This window comes from Longimicrobium sp., from assembly GCA_036387335.1.
Taxonomy (GTDB): Bacteria; Gemmatimonadota; Gemmatimonadetes; order Longimicrobiales; family Longimicrobiaceae; genus Longimicrobium.
This window is the reverse complement of sequence record DASVTZ010000157.1, coordinates 1-20,512: the sequence shown is the minus strand read 5'-3', so window position 1 is coordinate 20,512 and position 20,512 is coordinate 1. Positions and strand designations below refer to the sequence as shown.

Genomic DNA, 20,512 nt, shown 5'->3' with positions numbered 1-20,512 from the left:
GAGATCCAACGGCGCGCCGCATGTCGTACAATCGGCAGGACCAGGGTCCCCCTTTCCCACGTGCCCGGTGGGGGAGGGGTTCCTGCCCTGCGCCCATCCGCAACTCAACCAGGCGATCCGACGATGCACACGCACGCTCCCGGCTACTACGACGCGCAGGACCTGGCCCGCTTTCCGGAGATCGGCAAGGACGCGCCCGAGCTGGCGGAGAAGTTCTTCGCCTGGTACAACGCCGTCTTCGCCGAGGGCGCGCTGACGCAGCGTGAGAAGTCGCTGATCGCCCTCGCCGTGGCGCACGCGGTCCAGTGCCCCTACTGCATCGACGCCTACACCGGCGACTGCCTGCAGAAGGGCGCCGACACAGAGCAGATGACCGAAGCCGTCCACGTGGCGGCCGCCATCCGCGGCGGCGCATCGCTGGTGCACGGCCTGCAGATGCGGAACCACGCGGACCGGCTTGGGATGTGAACAGAAAGTCCTAAGTGCTAAGTGCTAGGTCCTGAGTGCCAGGGTTCTTTCAGCACTTAGCACTTGGCACTTAGCACTTTTTTACCACACTTTACGCATTCACCGGCCCCGCCATGTCCCGCGTCCTCCCGACCCTCCAGAAGCGCCAGGCCGAGCTGGCCTCCACCCGCCGCCAGAAGCAGGTTCTGGCGGGGGTGCCGGTCGCGCGGGCGTTCGAGGATGCGCTCGGCGAGGCCGGGCTGTTTCCGCTCCGCGCCACCGGGATCGACGTCTTCCAGATCAACGTGGGGCGCAAGTGCAACCAGACCTGCCGCCACTGCCACGTGGACGCCGGCCCGGACCGCACCGAGATGATGAGCGACGCCGTCGTCGATCGCTGCCTGGAGGTGATCGAGGGGAGCGCCATCCCCACGCTCGACATCACCGGCGGCGCCCCGGAGCTGCACAAGCGCTGGCGCGAGATCGTGCGCCGCGCATCCGCCGCGGGGAAGCACGTGATCGACCGCTGCAACCTCACCATTACCCAGCTCCCCAACTACCGCTACCTCCCCGAGTTCTTTGCCGAGCACCGCGTGCACGTCGTCGCATCCCTGCCGCACTACCGTCAAAAGGGGACGGACACGCAGCGCGGCGACGGCGTGTTCGAGCAGTCGATCGCGGCGCTCCAGCAGCTCAACGCGCTCGGCTACGGCAAGCCGGGGACGGGGCTGCTGCTGGATCTGGTGACCAACCCGGTCGGCACCTTTCTCCCCGGCAGCCAGGGGACGCTGGAGGCGGAGTGGAAGCGGCAGATGGCGCGGCTGTACGACATCGAGTTCAGCTCGCTGTACACGATCACCAACATGCCCGTCTCGCGCTTCCTGGAGTTCCTGGAGGAGGGCGGCGCGCTGGACGCCTACATGGAGCGGCTGGTGACCGCGTTCAACCCCGCCGCGGCCACGGGCGTGATGTGCCGCAACACGCTCTCGGTGGGCTACGACGGCACGCTGTACGACTGCGACTTCAACCAGATGCTCGACCTGCCGGTGCACCCCGCCGCCCCGCGCACCATCTTCGACTTCGACCTCGCCGCCCTCGCCAACCGCGAGATCGTGCTGGGGCCGCACTGCTTCGGCTGCACCGCCGGCGCCGGCTCCAGCTGCGGCGGGGCGACGGTGTGAGGGGCCCTCACCCCCGGCTCGTTACACTCGCCTGCCCCCTCTCCCGATAACAGGAGAGGGCTCCGCCCTCCTGTCATCGAGAGAGGGGGCTTATGTCGGTTATCAAGCACAGATCCCGTAGGGGCGCGATTAATCGCGCCCGTGTCACGGGCGGCTCCGTCACCCGTCCCCGCGCACCAAATCCCGGTAGGGGCAGACCTGCGTGTCTGCCCTCCCCTGCCCCGCCCCGATTCATGCATCACGCACGATCCTCGTAGGGGCCGCCCCATGTGGCTGCCCGTGCCCTCCCGCGCCCCGCACCCCGCACCCCGCACCCCGCACCCCGCACGCGGGTCGCAAATGCGGGCTGGCTTCACCAAGATGGAACGCGCAGGTTGTACAGGCACACGCCCGCCTCGAAGATCCCCCCCCAACGCAACCACGCCGATGCGACACCCATCGATCCGTCCACCCTTCCGCCACCTCGCGCTGATGCTGCTGGGCGCGCTTCTGCTGTGCACGGCGTGCGGTGGTGCGCGCGGAGCGGGGGCGGGGCCGTCGCCGGCGGGGTGGGAGGCGCGGCTGCGGCCGGTGGTGGATTCGCTGTATGGGGTGAGCGGGTATCCGGGGCTGTCGGTGGGGGTGGCGTTCGTGGATGGGCGCGCGTTCGGGATCGCGGCGGGGTGGTCGGACACGACGCGGCGGGTGGCGCTCACGCCCGCGCACCTCCTGCTGCAGGGGAGCGTGGGGAAGACGTACGCGGCGGCCCTCGCGCTGCAGCTCGTGCGCGAAGGGCGGCTGGAGCTGGACGCGCCCATCTCGCGCTACCTGGGACGGGAGCCCTGGTTCGACCGCCTGCCCAACGCGCGCACCATCACCGTGCGGCAGCTGATGAACCACAGCAGCGGGGTGATGCGCTACGAGTTCAAGGACGAGTTCACCCGCGCTCTCACCGCCGATCCGGACCGCACCTGGAGGCCTGAGGAGCTGGTGGCGTACGTGCTCGGCGAGCGGGCCCCGTTCGCGGCGGGGCAGGGGTGGGACTACTCGGACACCAACTACATCGTCCTGGGGATGATCGTGGAGCGGATCACCGGGCGCCCCTACTACGAGGAGGTCACCCGCCGCTTCCTTCGCCCGCTGCGGCTGCGCGAGACGATCCCCTCGGACCGGCGGGTGCTGCCGGGGCTGGCGCAGGGGTACGCGGGAGCCGGCAACCCGTTCGGCGGCACGGACGCGATGATCGGTGCGGATGGACGCTTCGCCATCAACCCGCAGTTCGAGTGGACGGGTGGGGGGATGGCCTCCACACCGCGCGACCTGGCGCGCTGGGCCACCGAGCTCTACGCCGGCACCGTGCTGGACTCCGCCACGCGCGCGGAGATGCTGCGCGGCGTCCCGGCGCCGCTCGGCCCGCAGGGGACCACGTACGGGCTGGGCGTCATCGTGCGGCCACTGCCGCTCGGGGTCAGCTGGGGCCACAGCGGATTCTTTCCCGGCTACCTCACGGAGATGATGTACTTTCCGCAGGACCGCCTCGCCGTCGTGGTGCAGATCAACACAAGCGCGCTTCCCAGGGATGCGCTGCCGCCCGGGCGCGTCGTGGGCGCCGTCGTGCGCGCGATCCGGGCGCACAGGCAAGCGGCCCCGTAGCGCGCGAGAGCGTCGTTGCGCGCACGAGTGGCGACGTTCATATTCCGCCAGAACACGGCACCGCTCCCGCCGAAGCGCTCCACTTCGGCGGCGCGGTCTGCCCCGCCTCGCTCGAAACCCGCCATCCTGGAGGGCTCCCGATGCCCGCACGCCGCGCTCCCGATCCACGACCCCGCCGTCTGACGAGGGACCTGCTGGGCATCGCCACGCTCGCGCTGGCGGTGGCCGCGGCGGCCGGCGGGTGCGCCCATCGAGGGCCGGCGGCGCCACACGCGCGGCTCTACCAGGACTCGATGGCCGATCCGCTGGAAGTGAGATCGGTGAACGGCGTGCTCAGCGCCACGCTGGACGTCTCGATGGCCGCCCTGCCGGTGACGCGCGCGTTCAACGACGACTCCGTGCGCACGGACACCCTCTCCCTGCGCGCCTACACCCTGGCCGCCACCACGGACCCCGCGTACCGGCCCAACGATCCGCGCTTCACCCCCCGCTTTCCGGGGCCCACCTTCCGGGTGCGGCCGGGCGACCTGGTGCAGATCTGGCTGCGGAACAAGCTCCCCCCGCCCACCACCGCGTCGGATTCCAACCAGGTCTGCATGTCGTACCCGGCGTCCAATCCCGCGCCGCCGAGCTCGCAGGGAGCGATGCGGGACGTGTTCCAGGACTGCTTCCACGGGCCCAACTACACGAACATCCACTACCACGGGATGCACGTCACCCCCGACAGCAACTCCACGGTGGTCGGCGACGACGTGCTGATGGTGATCGCGCCGGGCGACTCCATCCTGTACTCCTTTCGCGTGCCGATGAACCAGTCACCGGGAACGCACTGGTACCACCCGCACAAGCACGGCTCGGTCGCCATCCAGGTGGCGAACGGTATGTCGGGGGCCTTCATCGTGGAAGACGATACCGCCGGCCTGGACCGCTTCACCCGTCGGCACAACCTGCGCGAGCACCTGATCGCCTTCCAGCAGGTCGACACCACGCTGGGGCTGTTCCAGGGGCAGACCGCCGTGAGCGCGGTGACGCCGCTGGTGAACGGGCAGAACTTTCCGACGCTCTACATGGCGCCGGGCGAGGTGCAGCGCTGACGCATCGTGAACGAGAACGTGACGAGGAACAGCAAGACGCTCGAGTTCAGGTTCGAGGACCGGCCCGGCGAGGAGCCCGTGGTGGTGGAGGTGGCGCGCGACGGCGTGCAGTTTTCCCCGGCCAACCTGGCGTTCGACAACGACTCCATCCTGCTGATGGCGCCGGGCAACCGGCTCGACGTGATCGTGCAGGCGCCGCCGCGAGCCGGGATCCATAACTTCAGGGTGCGCCAGAATCCCGGGGCCGGGCGGCGCACCCGCAACCCGGTGCTCCCGCGGCGGACGCGCGCCAGCGCAGGCAACCCGGAGTTCAGCGACACGACCGCGTTCCTCATGTTCCGCGTGGTCGTCGACCCCGCGCGCAGGGCGAGCAGCACGGGGATCCCGCGGAGCATCCCGCACCTTGCGTCCTATCTGGGGACGGCGATCCAGGCCCCGCCGTCCTTCATCGCCACCAACCTGACGCCGGCGCGCGACACCGCGGTGGTCGTGTTCACGGACAGCGCGGGCCCCGGAAACGACTCGACGCCCACGCAGTTCTTCCTGGGAAGCCGGGTGGCGCCGCAGCAGAGGTTCAACGACACGGTGGTCTACGTGCCGTCCAACGCGCGCGGCGCCGCCATGCCGATGGTGCTGGACTCCACGCAGACGTGGAAGATCGTGAACAACAGCGTCAACCAGATCAACCACCCGTTCCACATCCACATCAACCCGTTCCAGGTGGATTCGGTGCACGCCCCGTACGCCCAGGACCCGTTTCTGCCGCTGTACCGGGAGCTGAACGCGGCGGCACGCAGGGGATCGCCGATCTGGCTGGACGTGCTCCCGCTGCCGACGCCCACCGTGGACAGCAAGGGCGCCATCGTCGACTCCGCGGCCGTCTTCATCACGCAGCGCTACGCCAGCTTCGCGGGGTGCAGGGACGGCAAGTGCGGCCCGCCCACCGGCCACTTCGTGATGCACTGCCACATCCTGGGCCACGAGGAGCGCGGGATGATGCAGGTGCTGCAGGTGGTGGGGCCAGGGGAACGGCTGACGAAGCCGGCGGGCCACGGTTCGCCCCGCCCTGCCGCGCGCACCGGCGGAGGACGCGGGCAGCGGCGGCCGGGCGCGCAGCCGGAGCATCGCCACTGACGGCGTGACATCTTGATCGCTCGATAGAAAAGGACGCGGGGAGCGGTTCGGGCTCTTCGCGTCCCTGTTGCTTTCTCGGCAGGCGGCGCGCGCAAACTGGACGTCTGGCCGGGAGATTGCGCGTCAACGCGAACGACGGCGGCGCCCGAAGCTGGCCGGCCCGCACTGGGCCGCACTTTCCACGAGAGGCGTGATGCAGCTTTCCGAGTTCATCCTGGCGAACCGCGAGCCGATCCTGACGGAGTGGGAGGCGTTCGCGCGGTCGTGCAAGCCGGCGAGCGGCGCGATGGACATCGAGGCGCTGCGCGACCACGCCAACGACATGCTGACGGCGATCGCCAAGGATCTGGCCACCCCGCAGGATTCGGAGGAGCAGTCGGAGAAGTCCAAGGGGAACGCCGACGACTCGGATTCCGCATCGGAGACTGCCGCCGAGGAGCATGGCGCCGGCCGCGCCCAGAGCGGCTTCACCGTGGACCAGATGGTGGCCGAGTTCCGCGCCCTTCGCGCCAGCGTCATCCGGCTCTGGACGCGCGAGCAGGGCGGGGAGCTCCGCTTCAGAGACATCGAGGACCTGACGCGGTTCAACGAGTCCATCGACCAGGCGCTCGCGGAGTCCGTCGCGCGGTACAACCAGGACCTGGACCAGGCGAAGGAGGTCTTCCTCGCCATCCTGGGCCACGACCTTCGCACGCCGCTCGGCGCCATCTACACCTCCGCCCGCTTCCTGGTGGAGACGCAGTCGCTCCAGGAGCCGGTCCTCACCCTCACCAACCGCATCGCGCGCAGCGCCAGCCGCACGGTGGCCATGGTGGGCGACCTCCTCGACTTCACCCGCGCGCGGCTGGGAGGCGGAATCCCGGTGAAGCGCGCGCCCATGTCGATCGGCAAGATGGTGCACGACGTGGTGGACGAGATCGCGGCCGCGAATCCGAAGCGCAGGTTCGAGGTGGAAACACGCCTCGAAGGGGACGGGGAGTGGGACTGCGAGCGGCTCACGCAGGCGCTGTCGAACCTGATCGGCAACGCGGTGCAGCACGGCGAGGACGGCTCCCTGGTCTGCGTGGAGGTGGAGGGCGCGGACGACACGGTCCAGATCTCCATCCACAACCGCGGCAAGCCGATTCCCAAGGATCGCCTGAACGGGATCTTCAACCCGATGAAGCCCCGGAACAAGGTGGTGGAGCCCGTGGCGGGTGGCCCGCAGGCGAGCCTCGGGCTGGGCCTGTACATCGCGCAGCAGATCGTGCAGGCGCACCAGGGCAGCATCGAGGTCGCCTCCAGCGCGGAGCAAGGCACCACCTTCACCGTTTCCCTGCCGCGTCACGGTTGAGATGGGCGCGGAGACATCGAGAGAGATCCACCCTCCTCAACATCTCATACTTTCGATGAAGAACAGAGACGAACGAATTCTCGCCGCGATAGGCAGCGTTTTCGTCGTCGGTGGCGTGGCGCTTTTCGTCGTGGTGGTCAACGCGCTGCGCAGCGGAACGCTCGACGCTCGCCGGGAATATGCGCCGCCATCGGAGTCCGAATGGATCGTGGCCGCACAGGAGCCCTTCTGGTTCTACGGCATCATCGCGCTCGCCACGATCTTTGCCGCGTACCTGCTCGTGCAAGGCTCTCGGATGATCAGAGGGACGCGCGGGAAGCGCTGACCGCCGAGAGTGATCGTCATCGAACAAACCGCAATCTCACGCGGAGGCGCGGAGACGCGGGGAGAGGCGCTGAGCTCTCTCTGCGTCTCCGCGTCTCCGCGTGGGGCCGTCAGCGGACGATTGCCAGGCGCAGCGCGAGGGCGAGGAAGACGAAACCCGTGACGCGCGGGAGCACTCCAGAGGCCACGGCGCGGCGGGCGGCGGTGCGGGCATGGCCGGCGGCGAGCGCGACGGCGACGTTGACGAGGGTGCCCGAGGTGATGAAGAGCGCCGCGAGGACGAGGAGCTGCGCGGTGACGCTCCCGCGCCCCGCATCCACGAACTGCGGGAGGAAGGCGAGGAAGAAGATCGCCACCTTGGGGTTCAGCACGTTGGTGATGACTCCCTGCCGAAAGATCGCGGGCAGCTCCGCCGGCGCCACGTCCGGCTCGGCGCCTTCGCGGGCGGGCGTGCGGAGTGCGCGCACGCCCAGCCACGCCAGGTACGCGGCGCCCGCATAGCGCAGCAGGTCGTACGCGGTGGGGTAGGCGACCAGGAAGGCCGACACCCCGAGCACCACCGCCGCCGTGTGGAAGAGCGTCCCCGTCGATATGCCCAGCGCCGAGACCACGCCCGCGCGCCTTCCCTCCCCCACGCTGCGCGCGATCACGTACAGCATGTCGGGGCCGGGCGTGACGTTCAGCGCGAGCGTGGCCGCCATGAAGGCCAGCAGGTCGGATACGGGCGGCATCTTGGGCGGACTCGGGGCGTGGGAGTGGGCGGCCGGTTGAGCCTCCCACCATGCCCAGCACCCGACTTCCACGCAAGTGCGAAGGGCTCGCGAGCCGGGATGGCCGACCCACCCTCAACCCCTCGCCAAATGACGGACGACACGCTGCGGCAGATCGAGCGAAGCTGGGAGACCAACGCCGCGGCGTGGACGGAGGCGGTGCGCGACGGTCGCATCGCCACGCGCCGCCTCGTCACCGACCAAGCTGTGGTGGACGCGGTGCTGGCGCTCGTCCCCCGCCGCGTCCTCGACCTCGGCTGCGGCGAGGGATGGCTGGCGCGGGCGCTCGCCGCCGCAGGTGTGGAGGTGGTGGGCGTCGATGCATCGGCGCCGCTGGTGGAGGCGGCGCGCGAGGCCGGCTGCGCCGAGTTCCACGTCTGCTCCTACGCGGAGCTCGCGGCCGCATCCGCCCGCCTCGGCGGCCCGTTCGACGTCGTCGTCGCGAACTTCTCGCTCCTCGGCGACCCCCTCGACGACGCGCTCCTCGGCGCACGCGCGCTGCTGAAGCCCGGCGGAACGCTCATCATCCAGACCGTCCACCCCTGGTCCGCCCGCGGCGACGAGCCGTACCGCGACGGGTGGCGCACGGAGCGGTTCGCCGCGTTCGGGAGCGGGTTCACCGAGCCCATGCCCTGGTACTACCGTACGCTGGAGTCCTCGCTCCACGCGTTGCGCCAAGCGGGCCTCGGCGTCGACTTCGTGAGCGAGCCGCTCCACCCCGAGACCGGCGACCCGGCCTCGCTCATCCTGATCGCACGGGCACACTGAGGCGCCGAGAAGCACTCGCTCAAGATCGCGCATCTCGGCCCCACGGCCGCCCTCGCCTCCACCGCCACGCCCGAATCGCACGAGCCGGCTTCAGCCGCCTTCGCGTAGTTCCAGCCGGGGGATTCATCCCCCGGCGACTCATCCCCGGCGATGCGGCGCCGGCGATTCACCCCCCCGGCGACACGGCGCCGGCGATCCGGCGCCGCCCTCGCTCGCGCAGCCTGCGAAGGCAGGCTTCCCGCGGTTGTTGCAGCGGTTTCAACCGCCGGTCCCCAGGCTCACCCAGCCTGCCCCCCCAATCACTCCGCCGCCATCGCCCGCGCGGGATCGATCCGTGCCGCGCGCCGGCCTGGAACCCAGCACGCCACCACCGCCACCCCCAGCAGCAGCGCCGTCGCGATGGCCATCGTGGCAGGATCGGTGGTGCGCACCTCAAAGAGCATCGCCTCCACCGCACTCATCGCCCCGATGGAGACGACGGCGCCCACCGCGAGCCCCGCCGCCGCGCGCACCATCCCGCGCCGCATCACCATCCGCACCACGCGCGGCGCATCGGCACCCAGTGCGATGCGCACGGCGATCTCGCGGCGCTGCTGCGCGACGGCGTACGACATCACCCCGAACACCCCCAGCGCCGCCATCACCAGCGCCGCCGCGGCGAAGGCGCCCAGCAGCCACGCCAGGCTGCGCGGGGTGGCGATGGAGGTGGAGAGCCGCTCTCCCATCGTGGCGAAGTCCCGCACCGGCACGCCGGGGTCCACCGCGCGGATCCGCTGCCGGATCGGCTCCGCGAGGCTCTCGGGCGACACGCTGGCGCGCACCACCAGGCTGAGGGTGGAGCCCGGATTCTGGCGCGCGGGCTCATAAACCGACTCGGCACCTTCGGCCAGCCCGGAGTACTTCACGTCCCCCACCACACCCACGACGGTCGACGGCGGGCACTCGCGGCACCCGCCCACGTACATGCGCTTCCCCACCGCGCTCTCGCCGGGAAAGTAGCGCCGCGCCCACGACCGGCTCACAACGACCACGGGGCGATCGGGGGAGTCGTCGCGCCGCTCCAGCATGCGCCCGTCCACGAGCGGCACGCCCAGCGCGCCGAACAGCTCCGGCGTGACCAGCGCCCAAGGTACCGACGGCTCCGACTCGCCGGGGGCGACGGGGCGCTCCACGAGGTCGAAGTTGTTGCTGTCGCCCCCGTTGTCGGGTGGGAGCGAGGTGGTGAGCCCGGCCTCTTCCACACCGGGCAGCCCCTTCACCGAGCGCAGCGCCTCGTCCCAGAAGCGCAGCATCTCGGCCGGCTCCGCGTAGGCGGCCTCGGGAAGGGAGATGCGAGCGGTGAGCACGCGGTCCGGATCGAAGCCGGGGTCCACCCGCTGGAGGTTCACGAACGAGTGGAGGAGGAGGCCGGCGCCCAACAGGAGCGGCAGCGCAAGCGCGAACTCGCCCGCCACGAGCGCGCCCTGAAAGAGCTGCGTCCCGCGTCCGGCGCCAGCTCCGCGGTCGCCGCTGCGCAGGGAGGCCGCGATGGAGCGCGACATCCCCGCCACCAGCGGATAGGTGCCGACCAGCGCGCCGCTCAGCAGCCCCGCCGCGACGCTGAACGCCATCACGCGCAGGTCCAGGCTCGCCTCCTCGATGCGCGGGAGCCGTGGACCGACGGTGGCGAGCGCCTTCAGCCCCAGCGCCGCAACCGCGACTCCTGCCACGCCGCCGAGCCCGCCCAGCACCAGGCTCTCGGTCAGCAGCATGCGCGCGAGCCGTTCGCGCGGTGCGCCCAGCGCCGTGCGCACCGCGATCTCGCGCCCGCGTCCCGATGCGCGTACCAGCACCAGGTTGGCGACGTTGGCGATGGCGATCAGCAGGACGAGGAAGACCGCGCCGCCGAACAGCCGCAGCGAGCGCCCCGCGTCGCCCAGCAGCACGTCGCGCAGGGGGACCGGCGTGTAGCGGACGGAGCGGTCCGGCGCGCCATTCGCCCACTGCGCCACCACGCGCGCGCTGATCCCGGCCAGCTCGCGCGCGGCGGCCTCCTGCGTCACCCCCGCGCGCAGCCGCCCGATGCCGTGCAGCCCGAACGGGCCGCGGCGCGTGGGCACCGGGGGCTGCAGGATCGGCCACACCTCGGCCTCCACCCCCGCCAGCTCCCTGACGCCGGGCGGCAGCACGCCCGCCACGGTGTAGCTCACCCGGTCCAGCACCAGCGGCCGGCCGACCGGGTCCGCGCCGCCGAAGTGGCGCCGCGCGAACTCGTCGCCGACCACCACCTTGAGCGCGGCGCCGGTGCGGTCGTCGCCCTCGCGAAAGCCGCCGCCGCGCGCCATCCGCACGCCCAGCGTCCGGAAGAGGCCGGCGGTGCCCCACCCTACCTTCACCCACTCCGCGCCCTCGCGCGTGGTGAGCGCCGCGCCGCCCGTGCGAAAGAGCGCGACGGATTCGAAGCTGCGCTGCTGCTCCCTGATCCCCTGCCAGTCCGCGGCGGAAAGGGTGCCGCGGTCGAAGCCGGAGTTCTGGTGGTAGATGCGCACCAGGCGCTCGGGGTGCGGGTACGGGAGGGGCGCCAGCAGCACCGTGCTCACCGCGCTGAACACCGCCGAGCTGGCGCCGATCCCCAGCGCCAGCGTGAGCACGGCGGTCGCGGTGAAGCCCGGGCTCCTGCGCAGCCCGCGCATCGCGTAGCGCACGTCCGCCGCCATCTCCGCGCCCCATCGCCGTGGTCGGACTCGGTTCATCCAGCGCATGGTCGTTTCTCCTCCGGGGGGGACGATGCGGCGCCGCGACGGTCGTCGGAGCGCACCTGCCTTGGACGCGCGAACGGTGCGGACGGTTGTGTTGGCCTCGGCCGGAATTTTCGGCGAACTTCTGGAGGAAGGGGGCGGTCGGCTCGATGCTTCGATCTGCTGGACGCGGAACTCGTTGATGCGCATTTTGTTGCCGCACACCCGGCGGCGCGGCTCCGTGGGGGCGCGGACGGCGATCATCCACCGATCAGACGGAGGGAGGCAGATGCGGCGCATCTTCCGGGGGACGGTCCTGGTCGTCGCGCTCGTCCAGGCGGGGTGCATACAGCGATGGGAGCGCGCCTATTCGGGCGCGCAGATCGCCACGGGTCCGGTGGGGATCACCCTCGCCACGCCGGGAGATCGGATGGTGTTCGAGCGGTGGCGCTTCGTGCACTACCCGCTCCCCTTCGCCGTCGGCGGCGAGAACTTCATCTGGGAGGTGGACGAGGGTCGCGTCCGCGAGGGCACCGTGCTCCGCCTCCCCGATCCCGCCGCCCGCGCGGAGTACCAGCGTATCGGCCACCCCGCCCGCCCGGGCCCTCGCGACGTGCGCGGCACCATCACCTTCGTGCGCGTCTCCGCCCGCGAGCTCGTCGCCGACCTGGACGTGGCGAGCGACTCCGCGCAGTGGAAGATGACCAAGCGCGTCCGCTACGAGCGCCGCCCCGTGCCGCCCGAGCGCTGACCCGCGGCGACGCGCCCGCGTCCAATCGCAGTGCTGAACTTGACGAGCCGCCATGCGTGGCGGCGCTTGCCCATCCGGCAAGACCGCGCAAGATTCTCGGGCGCAATAGAATACCGCTTGCCTGAATATCCCCGGAACCCATGTATCGCCTCCTTCTCGGCCAGACGGTCGGCCAGCGCTACCACATAATTTCGCTTCTTGGTCGCGGAGGCATGGGAGCGGTCTATCTCGCCATGGACACTACCCTCGAGCGACACGTCGCGCTCAAGGCGGTGACGATCGCCGAGGACGGAGAGGCAGGCGCCGCCGCCCGGGCGCGATTCCGACGGGAGGCTCGGATCGCGGCGAGCCTGCACCATCCCAACGTGGTGACCGTCCATGACTTTTTGAGCGACGAGCGACTCGACCTGGAATTTCTGGTGATGGAACACCTGGTCGGCCAGGATCTCGGCCAGCGGGTAAAAAAAGGTGGGCCACTGCCACCGGACGAGGTAACCGACATCCTCGCACAAGCCGCGGATGGCGTAAACGCCGGTCATCAGGTGGGGCTCGTCCATCGCGACCTCAAACCAGCGAACCTGTTCCTCTCCAGCCGCGGTGCGTCTGCACGTCATCACGTGCACGTACTCGACTTCGGCATCGCGAAAGCGGCGGAACAGGCCGGTACAGCCACCCACTTCACCATGTTCGGGCGGCACCCCCTCTCGCCCGGCTACGCGTCACCTGAGCAGTGGCGGGGCGTGGAAGAGATTCGCCCGTCTTCGGACGTGTTCAGCCTGGGAATGACGGGCTACTTCGCGCTTACGGGGGTGCCGCCGTACTCGCAGGAGCAACTCCTTGCAATGTCACAGGGAGCCGACCCGCCGCTGCTGGGCTTCTCTCAAGCATGCCCGAGCTTCCTGGAAGAGGCGCTACGGCGTGCGCTGGCCCCACGGCCGGAAGATCGCTTCGCAGACGCAGGGCAGTTTGCCGCCGCGCTCGCCGGAACGGCGGACTTGGCGCCTCCACCAACTCGGCAGCATCGCGGACGAAGGGAGGCAACGGCCCACCCGAACCCGGTGATTGCCGACTCCCGGCACCTCGCGCCGGGGGCGCACACGGCGTACGGCCGGAAATCGGCACACCCGTCGCACTCAACTGCTCTGGTCAACACCGCACTGGCCGCGGTCGGACTGCTCGCTCTCGCTTTCTGGATTGGGAGCGTCAGTGTGGGAGCGCCACTGATCAGAGAGGGGTTAACCGGACCGCCCGAGGGTATCGTTGGGGTTCCGCCGCCTACCGATGATTATTCGAACTCTTCGCCTCCGGAGGTCCGCTCCCGACCCGTTAAGAAAAAGCCTCGTTCCGTCAGCAACCAAGATCGTTCCGATGAGCCCAGGGGTTCGTACCCTGCGGACGAACCGGCTCCCTCCTACGTGGACACGCCCGGCCAGTCCGCTCCTCAAGACGACGCGGGTGTCTACGATATCTCCTCGGTGGAGGTGAAGCCCTCGCTCTCCAACGGCAGCGACGTGGCGCGCGCGCTGGAGCGGAACTACCCGCCGCTGCTTCGTGACGCAGGCGTCGGCGGCACGGTGATGCTCAGCTTCCGCGTGAACGAGGACGGCCGCGTGGACCCCACGACCATCGAGGTCGTGTCCAGCGACAACGAGCAGTTCTCCGAGGCGGCCAAGAAGGTGGTGGAGCGCATGCGATTCAGCCCATCCAAGGTGAACGACCGCCCGGTGAAGGTGCTGGTGCAGATCCCGATCACCTTTCAGCCACAATCGTAAGCGCGCAGCATTCCTATTGATTCCCCCCGCCGATTCCAGCTTCAGCGTACACACCGCGACCACGCGTGCCGCCGAGAGTTCGTCGGTCCCGCTCAGGTTTACAGTTAGCCTGGGGCGATCACGGAAGCGGCACGAAGGCGAGGCCGTTGTTCGGGTTCATGGGGATCACGAGCTGGTTCGCGCCGGCGTCGTAGCACATGGAGGCGGCGCTCGGGATGTTGCGGGCGATGAGCTCGGCGGGGGCGCCCAGGGCAATGCGGGAGACCAATGGAGATGGCTTCGGGTGAGTTGGCTTCCGCTCACCCGAGCATCTGCCTGGCTTCCATAGCGTCCCCGGCACTATCATCGTGCGACTGCCCCGGCGCGGCCGGGAAATCCACCCTCCAGAACGGAATCGCCCATGCGCACCTTCGTCCTTCTCGCCCTCACGGCGCTGGCGGCACCGGCGCCGGCGCTCTTTGCGCAGGCCACGCCCCCGCAGCCCGTTCCGCACCCCGTCGCCGTGTCCGCCACGGCTGCAAAGGCGGAGGACGTGGGCTCCATCGACGCGATCATCAAGGCGCTCTACGACGTGATCTCCGGGCCGGTGGGCGCGCGGCGCGACTGGGACCGCATGCGCTCGCTCTTCATCCCCGGCGGCAAGCTGATCCCCACCGGCACGCGGCCCAACGGCAGCACCGGGATGCGGTTACTCGAGGTCAACGACTACATCGCGGTCACCGGGCCGGTGCTGGAGCGAATCGGCTTCCGCGAGCGGGAGATCTCGCGCAAGGTGGACGAGTACGGCCCCATCGCGCACGTCTTCAGCACCTACGAAGGAGGCGGTGAGGCGGACACGGTGCGGACGCGCGGCATCAACAGCATCCAGCTCGTGAACGACGGCACGCGCTGGTGGGTCGTCTCCGTCTACTGGGCCGCCGAGACCGCCGCGCGCCCGATCCCGCGGCAGTACCTCCCACAGTAGATCCAAAGGGGTCTCACACAGAGCCACAGAGGGGCAAGGCAAGAACAGCCAGAGGGGTTCTCTCTGTGCCCTTGCCGTTGCCTCTGTGGCTCTGTGTGAGGCCATCCGTTTTCACCGCACCGGAATCCAGTACGTCATCTTGATCGCAAGGCGGTGGTCGCCGGGCGCGTCCAGCGCTTCCGCCAGCGAGCGCACGCCGACGGGAGCGATCTCGTCGCGCTCGCCGGCGCGGTCCTGCTGCCAGACCACGAAGAGCGAGCTTCCGCGCCGCCACTCCCAGCGCAGCACCGCGTTGCTTCGAAAGGAGCGCACGTTGAAGTCCTCCACCACCGCGTCGCGCGGGGCGCCAAAGACGCGCGTGGAGTTCCCCTCGCGCCGCACGCGCGTGGTGTCGCTTCCGTACAGCGCCAGCTCGTGGCTCCCCGCCGACGGCAGCTCGCCAAAGGTGTGGTAGCGCCCGCTGGACGCGAACGGCTCGGCGTAGAACTCCAGCGACAGGTCCGGGGTGAAGAGGTAGTTGAGGCGGATCTGCGCAAAGAACTCGCTGCGCCCCACCGACGCGAAGACGTAGCGCTTCCCGAACGTCGCCTCCGGCCCATCGTTCAGCGTAGCGACGTACTGGCGGACGGGGGTGGTGCGCAGGTAGTTGGGGTCGATGGAGAGCTGCCAGCGCGGGCCGGGGCGGAACGCGACGCCGCCGCTCAGCCGGTACGTCGCGCGCCCGTCCTCGTTCTCGCCGTAGTAGACGCGCCCGTTCCAGCGGAACCGCGCCGCGCTGCTGCTGGCCAGCCGGTTGATGACGGCCCACTGCGCCCGCGTCCCCACCAGCGGCCCGCCGCGCGACGCACTCACGCTCTGCGCGCGGGGCTGGTAGAAGGCGCTGAAGTCGCTGCGCCAGCGGTTGCGCCAGGTGCCGACCGCGTCCAGCGCCACCGCGCCGCCCATGCGCACGCCGTCCAGGTTCCACTCCGCGTCGGAGGTCAGGAACACGTCGTAGCTGCGGAAGGCGCCGCGCGGCTTCGTCTGCCGGTACTGGAGCTGGGCGTACGCGCTGATGTCGTCTGCGGTTGCGAGCTGCCCCGCATCGTTCAGCTCCAGCCCCGGCGACTCCACGCTGGCGCCGGTGCTCCACAGCCAGTGCTCGCCGCTGATGCGCGCCACGGTCAGCCCGCCCGTGTACCCCGCCATCGAGGTGCGCGACGGGTCGACCTCCAGGTGGCCGGCATCGGGGCGTTGGAAGTAGCGCGCGGAGCTCCGCTGGAGCCGCAGCACGGCCAGCGAGTCGCCGCGCACGTGGCTTCCGCCCGCGAAGCCGCTCACCTGGTACGCGCCCTTGCCGAAGCGCAGGTCCCAATCGACCCCGCCGCTCCACGCGCCTGCGGGGAGGCGCGCCGCCAGCGGGGAGCCGCCCTCCAGGTCCCGCGCCACCGCGGTGAGGGTCGCGCCGATGGTGGAGCCGCTCTTCCCGATCTGCTGCTGCACGCTTCCCACCGCGTACGCCGTGCGCGGCTCCACGTCCACCAGCGCCACGCTGTCCTCGTCCGCGTGGTAGACGCGTGCCCGCTCCCGGTCCGTGACCGCGCCCAGCAGGCCAACCGAGAGGCCGGAGGGGAGGCGCCCCGTCAGCTTGGCTGCGCCGAGGATGGTGGAGTCGTCCGGCCGCCGCACGAAGTCGCCGCTGGCCGCGCCGCGCGGCGCCGCGCCGATGCGCCTGGAGTAGAAGTAGCTGTTGCCGCCGCCCGAGAGGAGCTGGCTCCCCTCGGTGAAGAAGGGCCGCTTCTCGCCGAAAAAGGTCTCGAACACGCCCAGGTTCACCTCGGCCGGGTCCGCCTCCACCTGCCCGAAGTCCGGGTTGACGGTGGCGTCGAGCGTGAGGTTCGATCCCAGGCCCACCTTGAGATCCGCGCCGGCGCGTACGGCGCCCTCCCGCGCGTCGGTGAACGGATCGGCGGGGTCCACGCCGCTGCGCAGCGTCGCGCCGGTAGATACGTACGGCATCGCCTCGATGCGGCGCACCGGGCGCACCCCGCTGAGCCCCGTGAGCTCGCCGAAGCGAGACGCGTAGCCGCTCTGACTGGCGGGGATGACGACCCAGTACAGGCTCTCTTCGCGGCTGGGGATCCAGCGGGTGATGTTGAGCCCCCACGTCTGCTCGGGGCGCGCGATGAAGCGAAGCTGGCTGAGCGGTATGCGCAGCTCCGCCGTCCACCCCGCCGAGTCGCGCGCGGTGCGCACCTCCCAGACGGGCTCGTACTTGAAGTCCATCGACTCGCTGTCGCCGCCGTGGTAGCCGTCGATGCGCGCGCCCGCCGCCGTCACGCCGAAGCTGTACGCGGTGCGGCGGTCCAGGTACGTGTCGAAGGAGACGCGGATGTGCTCCGCCAGCAGCGGCACGTCGCGCCGGGTGAGCGGCGCGCGGATCCCCTCCGGCACCGCCTGCATCCGCGCGCCCACGTAGACGTACGCGGCGTCGAAGAGGATGCGCACCTCGGTCGCCGCGGTGGGCGCCGCGCCTTCGGTGGGGAGCTTCTGGGTGAAGTCGGTGATGGGTGTGGCGGCGCTCCACGCCTCGTCGTCCAGCCGCCCGTCGATCACCGGCGCGCGCCCGGCGATGCGCTCTGCCCGCGCCTGCTTGCGCGCGGGCGCCGCATCCTGCGCCGCCGCGGGGAGCGCCAGGACGGCCAGCGCCGCCGCCATCGTGTACCACCAGGAGAGGGATCGCATCGGTGTGCCTTTGGGGTAGCGGACCAGTGCCGAATTTTCAGCACTCACGACGGTTCAGAAAACGTTTTCCGGCATTTGAGAGGAAATGGATGTCACGCAAAGGCGCAAAGACGCTAAGGAAAGACGCAGATCAACTTTCTTTGCGGCTTCGCGCCTTTGCGTGAGACCATTTCCTCCGCCGAAAAATCAGCACTCGTGTACTGGAGCTACGGGGAGAGGACGCGCCTCTTCCGCTAGTTGGCGCTGGAGCGGATCAGCTCCCGCATCCAGGTGCGGGCGCTGGCGTCGAAGGGGCGCGCGGCGCCATCCACACGGTACTCGTACTGCAGCGCTCCGGACGCGGAAGGCGTCACCTTGAGCGACCGCGAGCTGCCCCCGTCCGCACGCGTCTCGTGCAGCGTGAACGAGCCGCCCGCGGCGATCGCGGCGATCTCGTCGCGCGCGGGGCTGAGGCGCACCTTGCGCGCGGCGAGCACGGTCCGGTAACGCTCCACTTCGTCTTCGATGTGACGGTGCGTGGTGGTGCTGTTCCAGACGGCACCGCCGGCCGCGGTCGTCGTCGTGGGGCCGGGCATCCCACCGAGCGCGGTGACGACCATCGACCGCTCGTAGTCCGACTGGATCGCCGCCAGCGCCGCCATGAAGTCGCCGCGGGTGCGGGCGTCCACCCGGCGCGCCTGCACCCCGGCGACCAGCACCTCCCGCCGGTTGGCGTCCGACGACATGGTGTGGGTCGCGCGGAAGACGGCGGAGGCGAGCGCCACATCATCGCCGTAGCGCTGCAGCGCCGCGATCAGCACGTCCCGCTTCTCCGCGTTGGAGCCCATCCCCTCCAAGGCGCGGAAGAAGGCGTCGCGCACGCGCCGCTCGCCGATCGGAAGGTGGTCGAGGGCGGCCACCAGCACGCGGTGCACGCTGTTCGCGGACTCCATCTCGCCCGCCCTTTCCAGGAACGTGACGGACTCGCCGGGGGAGAGCCGCCGGTACGTCAGCAGGTCGATCAGCACCCGGGTCCGCTCCTCCGACGAGCCGATCAACCCCACGGCCGCCAGCATCTCCGAAACGTCACCCGTGTCCCGGCCCGCGACGGTTGCGGCCGGCGGAAGCGCGGTCGTGGACGGCGCACCCGGCATGCCTTTCACCGTCCGGGCAGACGTTTGCGCGCGACCCGCCCCGGGCGCGGCCGTGGATGCTACGGGCAGCGTCGCCGACGGCATGCGCGCGTGATTCTGCGAAGCCGGCGCGGTCCGCTGCGTGGCCCGGAGCGCGGAGAGCGGCGCCGCGGCGGCCAGGGCGAGCACCACCGAGGACGCCAGCGCCGTGCGCGACACGCCGCGCCTGGGGATGGCGCGGTCCAGGATGGCCAGGAGGCGCCCCTCGAACTGCGACCGGCGCGCCATCGCGAGCGCGGCCACCGGCCCTTCGGAGCGGCCGAGCGACTGCACCAGCGTCAGCAGGTGGTCCGCGTAGGCGGAGGGACGCGCGCCGATGGCGAGCACCGCGTCATCGCAGGCGCGCTCGCGCTCGTCGTGCAGGCGGCGCGAGGCCATCCACACCAGCGGGTTGTACCAGTGGACGACCACCGCAACGTGCGCCACCCACTGCGTGAGCGCGTCCCAGCGCCGCACGTGCGCCAGCTCGTGCGCCAGCACCACCGTGCGCCGCTCCTCGTCCCACTCCGCCGACTCGCCGGGGAGCACCACCACCGGCCGGAATACGCCCCACGTCATCGGCACCGCCGCGGGCTCGGCGCGCAGCAGGGTGACGATGCGCCCCAGCTTCAGCCGCCGCGAAAGGGTGTCGGTGAGCCGCACCCACGCGTCGTCGGTCACCTCGCTGGAGCGGCGCTCGATCCACCACACGCGCAGCACGCCCGCCGCCAGCCGTACGCTCAGCGCGAGCACACCCAGCAGCCACAGCCCCGCCAGCAGCACGGTAGGACTTGGCAGCGCGGGCGCGGCGGCGGGAGCGGTCGTGCTCACCGGCGCCGACCGTACCTCGACCGCCGCCGGTGCCACGGGGTTCGCCACGACCACGCTTGCCGGCGCGGAGACTGGCGCGGGGAGGACCGCCACCTCGATGCTCGGCAGGGCGAGCTGCAGCAGCGGCATCGCGGCCGCCGCGGCGAGGGCGACGCTCCACACCAGGTGGCGCTGCGCCGCGCTCCGGTCGCGCAGCAACGCCGCCGCCAGGAATCCCAGCACCACGAGCAGCGACGCCTTGAGCGTCACCGCGAGCGCGAACTCGCCGGCCCCCGCCAGCCACTCGATCATCGGGCCTCCTCCTCTTCCTCCGCGTGCGCCTCGCGGATGCGCTCCGCCATGCGCTCCAGCTCCGCCTTGGACAGCTTCGTCTCGTCCAGCAACGCGTTCACCACCTGCTCCGCGCTCCCGCCGAAAAAGGTGCGCAGGAGGTGCTGCAGGGCGTGCGTGCGCGCCCTCGTCCGCGGCGTAGTGGGGAGGTAGACGTAGCGGCGGCCGTCCTCTTCGTGCCGAAGGTGGCCCTTTTCCTCCAGCAGCCGCAGCGCGGAGCGCACGGCGTTGTACGAGGGCGGATCTGCCAGGTCGTCCATCACCTCGGCGGCCGTGGCGCGCCCGCGGTGGTAGACGATGTCCATGATCTGGCGTTCGCGGCGGCTGAGCGCGACGGGCACGCTTGCTTCCATCAGTTGTCCCGGAGCTTAATGCGGAGAAATCAGCATATGCGGAATATTCAGCACTCGACCCGCGAAGTCAACCCTCTCGATCGGCAGCACCACCCTTCGTTAACAAACAGGGCTGTAATCGAACATGAATAGGTGAGCCGTAGTGCCGCAACGATCACGAACCCACACACGAGTCGAATCATGATCCGCATCGCCATCGGGGTTGCCGTGCTGGCCGCGTTCGCCGCCTGCGCCGG

Annotated in this window: 18 protein-coding genes; 11 read left to right on the top strand and 7 right to left on the bottom strand. The window is 70.5% G+C overall.

The window, feature by feature from the left end:
• Positions 1–123: 123 nt before the first annotated feature.
• The 7 genes from VF647_15175 to VF647_15145 all read left to right on the top strand — a co-directional run bounded on the left by VF647_15175 (position 124) and on the right by VF647_15145 (position 7,146).
• Entirely contained in the window at positions 124–468 is a 345-nt protein-coding gene (locus VF647_15175) for an arsenosugar biosynthesis-associated peroxidase-like protein (GenBank protein ID HEX8453442.1), read from the top strand.
• A gap of 113 nt (positions 469–581) precedes the next feature.
• Entirely contained in the window at positions 582–1,628 is a 1,047-nt protein-coding gene (arsS, locus tag VF647_15170) for an arsenosugar biosynthesis radical SAM (seleno)protein ArsS (protein HEX8453441.1), read from the top strand.
• Between the two features lie 426 nt (positions 1,629–2,054).
• On the top strand, positions 2,055–3,260 hold the full coding sequence (locus VF647_15165) for a serine hydrolase domain-containing protein (protein ID HEX8453440.1): 1,206 nt from the start codon (positions 2,055–2,057) through the stop codon (positions 3,258–3,260).
• A gap of 140 nt (positions 3,261–3,400) precedes the next feature.
• Complete coding sequence (locus VF647_15160; GenBank protein HEX8453439.1) at positions 3,401–4,354, top strand: multicopper oxidase domain-containing protein; 954 nt, start codon at positions 3,401–3,403, stop codon at positions 4,352–4,354.
• Between the two features lie 6 nt (positions 4,355–4,360).
• Complete coding sequence (locus tag VF647_15155) at positions 4,361–5,488, top strand: hypothetical protein (GenBank protein HEX8453438.1); 1,128 nt, start codon at positions 4,361–4,363, stop codon at positions 5,486–5,488.
• Between the two features lie 193 nt (positions 5,489–5,681).
• Positions 5,682–6,821 (top strand): sensor histidine kinase, encoded by a 1,140-nt coding sequence (locus tag VF647_15150; protein ID HEX8453437.1) that lies wholly within the window; start codon positions 5,682–5,684, stop codon positions 6,819–6,821.
• A 55-nt stretch (positions 6,822–6,876) separates the two neighbouring features.
• Entirely contained in the window at positions 6,877–7,146 is a 270-nt protein-coding gene (locus VF647_15145) for a hypothetical protein (GenBank protein ID HEX8453436.1), read from the top strand.
• 109 nt (positions 7,147–7,255) lie between these two features.
• On the opposite strand, the gene VF647_15140 is transcribed toward VF647_15145, so the two are convergent.
• Positions 7,256–7,876: a LysE family translocator gene (locus VF647_15140; GenBank protein HEX8453435.1), complete on the bottom strand. Its 621-nt coding sequence runs from the start codon at positions 7,874–7,876 to the stop codon at positions 7,256–7,258.
• Between the two features lie 129 nt (positions 7,877–8,005).
• Here VF647_15140 and VF647_15135 point away from each other — a divergent pair, with 129 nt between their 5' ends.
• Positions 8,006–8,683: a class I SAM-dependent methyltransferase gene (locus VF647_15135; GenBank protein ID HEX8453434.1), complete on the top strand. Its 678-nt coding sequence runs from the start codon at positions 8,006–8,008 to the stop codon at positions 8,681–8,683.
• A 299-nt stretch (positions 8,684–8,982) separates the two neighbouring features.
• On the opposite strand, the gene VF647_15130 is transcribed toward VF647_15135, so the two are convergent.
• Positions 8,983–11,424, bottom strand: a complete 2,442-nt coding sequence (locus VF647_15130; protein HEX8453433.1) for an ABC transporter permease — start codon at positions 11,422–11,424, stop codon at positions 8,983–8,985.
• 265 nt (positions 11,425–11,689) lie between these two features.
• Here VF647_15130 and VF647_15125 point away from each other — a divergent pair, with 265 nt between their 5' ends.
• Positions 11,690–12,151, top strand: coding sequence for a hypothetical protein (locus VF647_15125; protein ID HEX8453432.1), 462 nt, complete (start codon positions 11,690–11,692; stop codon positions 12,149–12,151).
• On the opposite strand, the gene VF647_15120 is transcribed toward VF647_15125, so the two are convergent.
• Positions 12,118–12,849 (bottom strand): hypothetical protein, encoded by a 732-nt coding sequence (locus tag VF647_15120; protein ID HEX8453431.1) that lies wholly within the window; start codon positions 12,847–12,849, stop codon positions 12,118–12,120. The two genes, VF647_15125 and VF647_15120, sit on opposite strands and share 34 nt — an antisense overlap.
• 717 nt (positions 12,850–13,566) lie before the next feature.
• On the opposite strand from VF647_15120, the gene VF647_15115 reads away from it, so the two are divergent.
• Positions 13,567–13,923 (top strand): energy transducer TonB, encoded by a 357-nt coding sequence (locus VF647_15115; protein HEX8453430.1) that lies wholly within the window; start codon positions 13,567–13,569, stop codon positions 13,921–13,923.
• 118 nt (positions 13,924–14,041) lie between these two features.
• Here VF647_15115 and VF647_15110 read toward each other — a convergent pair whose 3' ends face one another.
• Positions 14,042–14,191: a hypothetical protein gene (locus VF647_15110; GenBank protein HEX8453429.1), complete on the bottom strand. Its 150-nt coding sequence runs from the start codon at positions 14,189–14,191 to the stop codon at positions 14,042–14,044.
• A 132-nt stretch (positions 14,192–14,323) separates the two neighbouring features.
• On the opposite strand from VF647_15110, the gene VF647_15105 reads away from it, so the two are divergent.
• Positions 14,324–14,887 carry a hypothetical protein gene (locus VF647_15105; protein HEX8453428.1) on the top strand — a complete coding sequence of 188 codons (564 nt, stop codon included), beginning with the start codon at positions 14,324–14,326 and terminating at the stop codon, positions 14,885–14,887.
• A gap of 111 nt (positions 14,888–14,998) precedes the next feature.
• On the opposite strand, the gene VF647_15100 is transcribed toward VF647_15105, so the two are convergent.
• From VF647_15100 to VF647_15090, 3 genes are all read right to left on the bottom strand, one after another.
• A complete protein-coding gene (locus VF647_15100; GenBank protein ID HEX8453427.1) occupies positions 14,999–17,611 on the bottom strand; it encodes a DUF5916 domain-containing protein in 2,613 nt (870 codons plus the stop codon).
• Positions 17,612–17,844: 233 nt separating this feature from the next.
• Positions 17,845–19,884, bottom strand: coding sequence for a M56 family metallopeptidase (locus VF647_15095; GenBank protein HEX8453426.1), 2,040 nt, complete (start codon positions 19,882–19,884; stop codon positions 17,845–17,847).
• Positions 19,881–20,276 (bottom strand): BlaI/MecI/CopY family transcriptional regulator, encoded by a 396-nt coding sequence (locus VF647_15090; protein ID HEX8453425.1) that lies wholly within the window; start codon positions 20,274–20,276, stop codon positions 19,881–19,883. The genes VF647_15095 and VF647_15090 overlap by 4 nt, the downstream gene beginning before the upstream one ends.
• Between the last annotated feature and the right edge of the window lie 236 nt (positions 20,277–20,512).

Bases quoted from the DNA above. Each gene is read 5' to 3' on its own strand.
- VF647_15140 (HEX8453435.1), bottom strand. From the start codon at position 7,876: ATGCCGCCCGTATCCGACCTGCTGGCCTTCATGGCGGCCACGCTCGCG.
- arsS (HEX8453441.1), top strand. From the start codon at position 582: ATGTCCCGCGTCCTCCCGACCCTCCAGAAGCGCCAGGCCGAGCTGGCC.
- VF647_15175 (HEX8453442.1), top strand. From the start codon at position 124: ATGCACACGCACGCTCCCGGCTACTACGACGCGCAGGACCTGGCCCGC.
- VF647_15105 (HEX8453428.1), top strand. From the start codon at position 14,324: ATGCGCACCTTCGTCCTTCTCGCCCTCACGGCGCTGGCGGCACCGGCG.
- VF647_15125 (HEX8453432.1), top strand. From the start codon at position 11,690: ATGCGGCGCATCTTCCGGGGGACGGTCCTGGTCGTCGCGCTCGTCCAG.
- VF647_15150 (HEX8453437.1), top strand. From the start codon at position 5,682: ATGCAGCTTTCCGAGTTCATCCTGGCGAACCGCGAGCCGATCCTGACG.
- VF647_15100 (HEX8453427.1), bottom strand. From the start codon at position 17,611: ATGCGATCCCTCTCCTGGTGGTACACGATGGCGGCGGCGCTGGCCGTC.
- VF647_15095 (HEX8453426.1), bottom strand. From the start codon at position 19,884: ATGATCGAGTGGCTGGCGGGGGCCGGCGAGTTCGCGCTCGCGGTGACG.
- VF647_15135 (HEX8453434.1), top strand. From the start codon at position 8,006: ATGACGGACGACACGCTGCGGCAGATCGAGCGAAGCTGGGAGACCAAC.
- VF647_15130 (HEX8453433.1), bottom strand. From the start codon at position 11,424: ATGCGCTGGATGAACCGAGTCCGACCACGGCGATGGGGCGCGGAGATG.
- VF647_15145 (HEX8453436.1), top strand. From the start codon at position 6,877: ATGAAGAACAGAGACGAACGAATTCTCGCCGCGATAGGCAGCGTTTTC.
- VF647_15090 (HEX8453425.1), bottom strand. From the start codon at position 20,276: ATGGAAGCAAGCGTGCCCGTCGCGCTCAGCCGCCGCGAACGCCAGATC.
- VF647_15160 (HEX8453439.1), top strand. From the start codon at position 3,401: ATGCCCGCACGCCGCGCTCCCGATCCACGACCCCGCCGTCTGACGAGG.
- VF647_15165 (HEX8453440.1), top strand. From the start codon at position 2,055: ATGCGACACCCATCGATCCGTCCACCCTTCCGCCACCTCGCGCTGATG.